Source organism: Brevundimonas sp., assembly GCF_036676055.1.
In the GTDB taxonomy this organism is placed as follows: domain Bacteria; phylum Pseudomonadota; class Alphaproteobacteria; order Caulobacterales; family Caulobacteraceae; genus Brevundimonas.
This window is the reverse complement of record NZ_JAKFDS010000067.1, coordinates 22,280-30,417: the sequence shown is the minus strand read 5'-3', so window position 1 is coordinate 30,417 and position 8,138 is coordinate 22,280. Positions and strand designations below refer to the sequence as shown.

The following is an 8,138-nucleotide window of genomic DNA, read 5'->3' as shown; positions in this document are numbered from 1 at the left end:
CGATGTAGTTGTCGCGCAGGACGTTGTCGTCCACCTCGCCGGCGGCCTGGTAGTGTTTGAAGCCCAGGGCCTCGAAGAAATCCATGTCGACGATCGAGGCGCCGGTGGCGACCACGGCGTCGACCATGCCGAACTTCACCATGTCACGGTACACGTGCATGCAGCCGCCGGCGCTGGTCGAACCGGCCAGGATCAGCCACGGCGAGCAGTCCTTGTCCTCCAGCGCCATGTTGAAGATGTCGGCGGCCCGGGCCGTGTCGCGGCTCGAGAACGACATCTTGCGCATGGAATCGATGATCGGGCGGGCGTCGAAGGACGTGATGTCCACATGCTCGACAGTGTTCTGGAGCAGCTGGGCCTTCTGGTTCGACTGAACGGGAGCGTTCATTGCAAGGGTTTCCCTTTGGTTTGAGCGCCCGTCGTCAAGAGAAACAGCGGCCCGGACGGAGCGACGGGCCGCTGCTGATTACAACGCGAAAGCGACGATTTAGCGCCGCCGCTGCTTCCGCTGGCCGGCCTTGCCCTTGGGACGGCTCAGGCGAACGACCTTGCGGGCCTGCTCCTCGGCCGAGGTGCGGACCGTCGGGATCGAGCGGGGGGCGAGGCCGTACAGCGACGCCATCGGCGCGTCCTCGACCACGGCGAGGTCGTGCTCGCCATAGCCGTTGAAGCCCGTCGACATGGCCACGCCATAGGCGCCGAGCATGCCGATCTCGATGAAGTCGCCTTCCTGCACATCGGCCGGCAGCCAGAACGGGCCCGGCATGTGGTCGATGCTGTCGCAGGTCGGGCCGTAGAAGCGGAACGGCTTCAGGTCGGCCGAGGCGGCGCCGTCCCGGACCAGCTTGGTCGGGAAGGGCCAGCGCGAGTGGGTCGCGTCGAACAGCGAGCCGTAGGACCCGTCGTTCAGATACAGGGCGTCGCCCTTGCGCAGGTCGACCCGGCACAGCACCGACGAGCTTTCGGCCACCAGCGCCCGACCGGGCTCGCACCACAGTTCCGTGGTGTGGGTGACCGGCATCTCGGCGAAGCCGCGGTGGATGGCGTCGGCGTATTCGCTCATGTCCGGCGGGACCATGCCCGGATAGACCGAGGGGAAGCCGCCGCCGACATCGACGATGTCGACGATGACGCCGGCGCGGGTGATGGCGCGGCCGACCTGGGCCATGGCGGCCTCATAGGCGGACGGACGCATGCACTGCGAGCCGACGTGGAACGACACGCCCATCAGGCCGTCCTTCACCGCCTGGCGCGTGGCCAGCAGCAGGGCGGGAGCCTGGTCCGGCGTGACGCCGAACTTGCCCGACAGGGAATAGGCGGCGCCATCGGCCGACACCGCCATGCGCACGACCAGGTTCAGGTCGGCCGCGCCGCCGGTGGCGTCGAGAATCTTGGCCAGCTCGTCATGGCTGTCGAGCGAGAAGGTGCGGACGCCGAACTCGAAATAGGCGCGGGTGATGGCCCCGCGGCTCTTGACCGGGTGCATGAAGGCCAGGCGCGCGTCGGCGCTGACCGAACGCACCAGTTCGACCTCGGCGAGCGATGCGACGTCAAAGCCGGTGACGCCCGCCTCGACCAGGGTCTCGATGACCCAGCGCGAGGGATTGGCCTTCACCGCATAGAAGACGTCAGCCTTTAGATTGTCCTGGAACCAGCGCGCCGCTACGGAAACCGAACGCGGCCGCACGAGGGCGACGGGACGCTCAGGGGACCGCTCACGGACCAGGTCCAGGGGAAACTGGTACGTGCGCAATTCACGTAACCCCCTGTTGATTGTTAAACCCAGACCGGCGTTAGCAGCGCTTAACGGTTAGACCACGGGGTCCGCCGGAAGCGGCCATGTAGGGTTCATGGCCTGTCATGTAAAGCGGTTTTTTCGTGGTGGGGCCGAAGGTTGCGCCCCGGCGGGCTGGCGGGTCCCGGGCGGGGGAGGACGACCGCATGACAAGGGTCCGCCCGACAACCCGCCTGCGACGCCGACTGGAGGATTGGACGGGCCGCGCCGCCGTCACGCTGGACGAAAACGTCGCGGGCGTGCCATTAAGACTTGCCCGAAGGGCCCGTTCGGGCCATGCGGCGCGCCCCTGTAACCGCCGACAGTCTGTTCATGACCGCATCCGCCGCCGCCGTCGCGTCCGTTAGGGACGTGTCCAAGACTTTCGGCGCCCGCAAGGCGCTGGACGGCGTGTCCGTCGAGGTCGGGGCCGGGGAGATGGTCGCCCTGATCGGTCCCTCGGGTTCGGGCAAATCGACCCTGCTGCGCTCCATCACCGGGCTGCAGACCATCGACTCCGGCAAGGGCGTGATCGAGGTCTTCGGCCAGACCGTGCAGAAGAACGGCCGCATCACCGGCCAGGTCCGCACGGCCCGCCAGAAGCTCGGCATGATCTTCCAGCAGTTCAACCTGGTCGGCCGGTTGTCGCTGTTCTCCAACGTCATGCTCGGCGCGCTCGGCCGCATCCCCGGCTGGCAGGGCGTCCTCGGCGTCTGGCCCGCGGCGGACAAGCGCAAGGCCATGGAGGCCCTGCACCGCGTCGGCGTCTCGGACTACGCCGCCCAGCGGGCCAACACCCTGTCCGGCGGCCAGCAGCAGCGCGGCGCCATCGCCCGCGCGCTCGTCCAGGGCGCCCGGGCGATCCTGGCCGACGAGCCGGTCGCCTCCCTGGACCCCGTTTCGGCCCGCAAGGTCATGGAACTGCTGGTCGAGCTGAACAAGCGCGACGGCCTCGGCGTCATCGTCACCCTGCACCAGGTCGACTACGCCATCCGCTATTGCGACCGCGTCATCGCCCTCAAGGCCGGCAAGATAGTCTATGACGGCCCCTCGACCGGTCTCGACACCAAACAGCTGATCGACATCTACGGTCCCGAGTTCGAGGACGCCTTCTGGGAAACCACGGCGTGAGCCTTTCAGGCTCGGTCCGGCTTCTCGGCGTCGGTCTTGCCGCCGCCGTCCTCGGCCTCGCCGGTTGCGACCGCCGGGACGACGCCCTGACTCCGGCCGGCCCCGACGAGATCACTTTCTCAATCCTTTCGGCCCAGGGCGAGGCGTCCGCCGGTCCGCTCTGGCAGCCGTTGCTGGACGACATGTCGAAGGCCGTCGGCGTTCCGGTGGAGCCTCACTTCGCCTCCGACTACGCCACGCTGATCGAGGACATGAAACAGGGCCGCACCCAGGCCGCCTGGTTCTCGGCCCAGCCGGCCATCAGCGCCATGGAAACCGCCGACGCCGAGATGATCGCCCGCACGGTCGCTCTGGACGGCGCGGACAGCTACCGCTCGACGCTGATCGTCAAGCGGGGGTCCGGCCTCACCCTTGAGGACGTCCTGGCCTGTGGCGGCCGCCACAGCTTCGGCATCGGCGACCCGCAGTCGACCTCGGGCGCCCTGGTTCCGATGACCTTCCTGTTCAATCCGCGCGGCGTCCAACCGGCCCGATGCTTCCGCACCGTCCGGTCCGCCAATCATGAGACCAACGCCTTCGAGGTCGCGGCCGGCGTGCTCGACGTGGCGACCTCGAACAGCGTCACCGCCGCCGAACTGCGTCGCCGCAACCCGACCATCGCCGATCAGATCGAGGAGATCTGGCGTTCGCCGCCGATCCCCGAGGGCGGGATTCTGGTGCGCGGCGATCTCGATCCGGCGTTGAAGGAGAAGATCCGCAGCTTCTTCCTGACCTATGGTCAGGGCGGCGGGGTCGAGGCCGAACGCCAGCGCCGCGTGCTCGCCGCCCTGAACTATTCGCGCTTCAGCGCCGCCGAGGACAACTATCTCGACCCCGTGCGCGAGTTGATAGCGGACCAGGCCCTGACCACCGCCCGGGCCAGGGGCGACGCCGCGGGCGTGGCCGCCGCCGAACGGGATCTTCAGCGGTTGCGCGCCCGGCGCGAGGTGCAGCCATGAGAATCACGAGTCCGATGCCTGTCACGACCATGTACGAGTCTCTCCTCGAGGGCGCCGCCGGCGGCCCGGATACCCAAGCCATGAACTCCACCCACGGTCTCGACGTCGGGAACGCCTTCCGGAACGCCCGCTCATGAACCGCCTCTGCAACCTGTTCAGCGGCGCCCTGGCGCTCGCCGTCGTCCTGTGCGGCCTCGCCCCGGCCGGGGTCGCGGCCGCCCAGTCGGAACGACCGGAAAAGATCGTCTTCACCGTCCTGTCCGCCGAAGGCCAGGCCTCGTCCGGCCCGATCTGGCAGCCCCTGCTCGACGATCTCGAGCGGGAGCTGGGTCTGCCGGTCGAGCCGATCTTCGGTTCGAACTACAGCGTGCTGGTCGAGGCCATGCGCGCCGACCAGGCCCAGATCGGCTGGTTCTCGGCCCTGCCCGCGGTCCAGGCTATCGACCGGTCGAACGCCGAGGTCATCGCCCGTACGGTCGATCTCGAGGGCAAGGACTCCTACGTCTCGACCCTGATTGTGAAGAAGGGCTCGGGCATCACCGTCGAGAGCGTGGCCCAGTGCGGCAAGCGCTACACCTTCGGCATCGGCGACGCCCAGTCGACCTCCGGCACCCTCGCGCCGATGACCTATTTCTTCAGTCCGCGCGGCATCAATCCGACGGAATGCTTCTCGACGGTCCGGTCCGCCAACCACCAGGCCAACGCCTTCTCGGTGGCCAACGGCCAGGTCGACGTCGCGACGTCCAACTCGGTCAACACCGTCTTCCTGCGCCGCCAGAACCCCCAGATCGCCGACCAGATCGAGGAGATCTGGCAATCGCCCCCGATCCCCGAGTCCGGCATTCTGATCCGCTCGGACCTGCCGCCGGATCTCAAGGCCCGCATCAAGCGGTTCTTCGTCACCTACGGCCAGGGTTACGGTCCCGACTCCGAGCGTCAGCGCCGGGTGCTGGAGGGGCTCAACTATTCCCAGTTCCGGGCCGCCGATAACAGCTATCTCGACCCGATCCGCGAGATGAAGGCCGACCAGGCGCGGCGCGAGGGCCGTCCGCCCGAGGTCGCCCCGCCCGCCACCGCCGGAACCCTGATCGGGCGCTGGTGGCCGTTCGCCCTGATCGGCGTTCTGGCCTTGCTGGCCATCGCGCTGAACCTGGCCCCCCGCCGGACCCCCGCGGCGGGTGATCCGGCTCTGGTGCCGGAACCGCCGAAGAAGTCGCTGGCCGCCTGGTCGCTCGACGTTCTGCTGTGGGGCGGCTTCGCCATCATCCTGCTGGCGGCCTTCAACCGGGTCGATCTGCCCAACATCGTCAACCTGTTCTCGAACTCCGAGAACATGCGGAACTACGGGCGCGACTTCCTGAACCCGGACTTCAGCGACTGGCGGCCTCTGGTCGGCCAGATGTGGCTGACCGTCCAGATCGCGCTCTGGGGTACCTTCCTGGCCGTCTTCCTGGCGGTGCCGCTCAGCCTGATGGCGTCGCGCAACCTCTCGCCCGGCTGGCTGGTCTGGCCGGTGCGCCGGGTCATGGACCTGCTGCGGTCGATCCCGGACCTCGTGATCGGCACCCTGTTCATCGTCGCTGTGGGGCTCGGGCCGCTCGCCGGGGTGCTGGCCATCGGCCTGAACACCGCCGGCGTCCTCGCCAAACTGTTCTCCGAAGCGGTCGAGTCGATCGACAAGGGCCCCATCGAGGGGGTCAAGGCGACGGGCGCGGGCCGGCTGCACGAGATCACCTGGGGCGTCATTCCCCAGGTCGCGCCGCTGTGGACCAGCTTCGCCCTCTACCGCTTCGAGTCGAACAGCCGCGCGGCCACCGTGCTGGGCCTGATCGGCGCGGGCGGCATCGGCCAGGTGCTGTTCGAGAGCCTGCAGGCCTTCGACTATCGCACCGTCTCGACCATCGCGATCATCATCGTCGTGGCCGTGACCCTGATCGACATGCTGTCCCAGGCCATGCGCAAGCGGCTGCTCTGACCGCGGACGGATCGCCCAATGAAAAGCCCGCCCCTGCGACGCAGGGGCGGGCTTTCTGTTTCAGCAGCCGGGGCCTCAGGCCTGACGCAGATCCGGCGGGGTCGCCTCCGCGGTCAAGATCTGGATAGCTTGCTCAACGGTGACCACCTCCTGCGCCTGCGAGCCCAGCCGGCGGATCGCCACCGTGCCCTGTTCGGCCTCGTTCTTGCCGACGACGGCGATGACCGGGACCTTGCCGACCGAGTGTTCGCGCACCTTGTAGCCGACCTTCTCGTTGCGAAGGTCGATCTCGGTGCGCAGGCCGGCGGCCTTGAACTTCGCCACGACCTCGCGGGCGTAATCGTCGGCCTCGGAGACGATGGTCGCCACCACCGCCTGCGTCGGCGCCAGCCACAGCGGGAAGGCCCCGGCGTAGTTCTCGATCATGATGCCGATGAAGCGCTCGAAGCTGCCCAGGATGGCCCGGTGCAGCATCACCGGCCGGTGCTTCTGGCCGTCCTCGCCGATGTATTCCGCGTTCAGCCGTTCCGGCAGGACGTAGTCCAGCTGCAGCGTGCCGCAGGTCCACTCCCGCCCGATCGCGTCCTTGACCACGAAATCCAGCTTGGGCGCATAGAAGGCGCCGTCGCCCTCGGCGATGACCGGATCGACCCCGGCCAGCCGCGCGGCCTCGCCCAGCATGCCCTCGGCCTTGTCCCAGAACTCGTCCGAGCCGGCGCGGACTTCCGGCCGCGTGGCCAGGTTGATGTAGGCCGTCTCCATGCCGAGATCGGCGTGGATCATCTTGGTCAGCTCGATGAACCGGCGCGTCTCGTCGACGATCTGGTCCTCGCGGCAGAAGATGTGGGCGTCGTCCTGGGTGAAGCCGCGGACCCGCATCAGCCCGTGCAGGGCGCCGGACGGCTCATAGCGGTGGCAGGCCCCGAACTCGGCCATGCGCAGCGGCAGCTCGCGATAGGAGCGCTGGCCCTGGTCGAAGATCTGCACATGTCCGGGGCAGTTCATCGGCTTGAGGCTGAGCGTCTCGCCCTCGACCGTTTCGCAGACGAACATGTTCGGCCGGTACTTGTCCCAGTGGCCGGAGGCCTCCCAGAATTTCCGGTCCAGAACCTGCGGCGTCTTGACCTCGACATAGCCGGCGGCCGTCAGGCGGCGGCGCATATAGGTCTCGATGACCTGCCACAGCATCCACCCCTTCGGGTGCCAGAACACCATGCCCCGGCCCTCTTCCTGCATGTGGAAGAGCTCCATGGCGCGCCCGATCTTGCGATGGTCGCGCTTCTCGGCCTCCTCGACGCGCAGCAGATAGGCGTCGAGGTCCTCCTTCGAGGCCCAGGCGGTCGCATAGATGCGCTGCAGCTGCGGATTGCGATGATCGCCGCGCCAGTAGGCCCCGGCCAGCTTGGTCAGTTTGAAGGCCTTGCCGACGAATTTCGTCGACGGGAAGTGCGGCCCGCGGCACAGGTCGACCCAGTCGCCCGTCGCATAGGTCGTGATCGTCTCGCCCTCGGGCAGGTCGCGGATCAGCTCGGCCTTGAAGGTCTCGCCCTTGGCCTCGAACAGCTTGATGGCCTCGTCGCGATCCCACACCTGGCGCACCAGCTTCTCGTCGCGGTCGACGATCTCGGCCATCCGCTTCTCGATGGCGGCGAAATCGTCGGTCGAGAAGGGCTCGTCGCGGGCGAAGTCGTAGTAGAATCCGTCCTCGATGGCCGGGCCGATGGTCACCTGGGTGCCGGGAAACAGCTCCTGCACCGCCTGGGCCAGGATGTGCGCCGCATCGTGGCGGATGGTCTCCAGCGCGGCCGGATCGTCGCGCATGATCAGCTTGAAGTCGCCGCCGCTTTCCAGCGGGCGGTCGAGGTCGCGCTGCTCGCCATTGATCTCGACCAGCGCCGCGCGCTTGGCCAGCGACGGCGATATGGAGGCCGCAACGTCACGGCCCGTAGAGCCGTCGGGATATTCGCGGCTGGCGCCGTCGGGGAACTTCAGTTCGATCATCGTTCAGTCTTTGCAGGCGGAACCGGGTCATAGCCCGATTGGCCGAAGGGGTGACATTTGCAGAGGCGCCGGACGGTGAGCCATCCCCCCTTGATCGGTCCGTGCTGGATCAGCGCGTCCCGGCCATAGTCGGAGCAGGTCGGCAGGAACCGGCACTGTTGTCCGATCAGGGGTGACAGCGTCAGCTTGTAGCCCCGATGGGCCAGCCGCACGCCGCGTTCGTAGAGATTTTCGCCAGGCGCCATGTCGCCGCGCTTAT

General features: G+C 67.9%; 7 protein-coding genes and 1 pseudogene. 4 read left to right on the top strand and 4 right to left on the bottom strand.

The features are described from left to right. Together V6M45_RS12025 and V6M45_RS12020 are read right to left on the bottom strand one after the other, a co-directional pair. The coding region (locus tag V6M45_RS12025; protein ID WP_332656731.1) for a deoxyhypusine synthase family protein at positions 1–388 on the bottom strand (388 nt) is incomplete at its 3' end. Between the two features lie 99 nt (positions 389–487). Continuing rightward, positions 488–1,753, bottom strand: a complete 1,266-nt coding sequence (locus V6M45_RS12020) for a type III PLP-dependent enzyme (RefSeq protein ID WP_332656729.1) — start codon at positions 1,751–1,753, stop codon at positions 488–490. A gap of 354 nt (positions 1,754–2,107) precedes the next feature. Between V6M45_RS12020 and phnC the strand changes: the two genes are divergently transcribed. The 4 genes and pseudogenes from phnC to phnE all read left to right on the top strand — a co-directional run bounded on the left by phnC (position 2,108) and on the right by phnE (position 5,878). Continuing rightward, complete coding sequence (gene phnC, locus V6M45_RS12015) at positions 2,108–2,905, top strand: phosphonate ABC transporter ATP-binding protein (RefSeq protein ID WP_332656727.1); 798 nt, start codon at positions 2,108–2,110, stop codon at positions 2,903–2,905. Next, on the top strand, positions 2,902–3,903 hold the full coding sequence (gene phnD / locus V6M45_RS12010; RefSeq protein WP_332656725.1) for a phosphate/phosphite/phosphonate ABC transporter substrate-binding protein: 1,002 nt from the start codon (positions 2,902–2,904) through the stop codon (positions 3,901–3,903). Before phnC ends, phnD begins: the two co-directional genes overlap by 4 nt. Positions 3,904–4,036: 133 nt before the next feature. Beyond that, positions 4,037–4,885: pseudogene (locus V6M45_RS12005) on the top strand (phosphate/phosphite/phosphonate ABC transporter substrate-binding protein); the annotation flags it as partial. Positions 4,886–5,092: 207 nt separating this feature from the next. Beyond that, entirely contained in the window at positions 5,093–5,878 is a 786-nt protein-coding gene (gene phnE / locus V6M45_RS12000) for a phosphonate ABC transporter, permease protein PhnE (RefSeq protein ID WP_332656737.1), read from the top strand. A gap of 75 nt (positions 5,879–5,953) precedes the next feature. On the opposite strand, the gene thrS is transcribed toward phnE, so the two are convergent. Together thrS and yidD are read right to left on the bottom strand one after the other, a co-directional pair. Beyond that, entirely contained in the window at positions 5,954–7,879 is a 1,926-nt protein-coding gene (thrS, locus tag V6M45_RS11995) for a threonine--tRNA ligase (protein ID WP_332656724.1), read from the bottom strand. Further along, positions 7,876–8,124 carry a membrane protein insertion efficiency factor YidD gene (gene yidD / locus V6M45_RS11990; protein ID WP_332656723.1) on the bottom strand — a complete coding sequence of 83 codons (249 nt, stop codon included), beginning with the start codon at positions 8,122–8,124 and terminating at the stop codon, positions 7,876–7,878. The genes thrS and yidD overlap by 4 nt, the downstream gene beginning before the upstream one ends. Positions 8,125–8,138 lie beyond the last annotated feature (14 nt).

Bases quoted from the DNA above. Each gene is read 5' to 3' on its own strand.
- phnC (WP_332656727.1), top strand. From the start codon at position 2,108: ATGACCGCATCCGCCGCCGCCGTCGCGTCCGTTAGGGACGTGTCCAAG.
- thrS (WP_332656724.1), bottom strand. From the start codon at position 7,879: ATGATCGAACTGAAGTTCCCCGACGGCGCCAGCCGCGAATATCCCGAC.
- yidD (WP_332656723.1), bottom strand. From the start codon at position 8,124: ATGGCGCCTGGCGAAAATCTCTACGAACGCGGCGTGCGGCTGGCCCAT.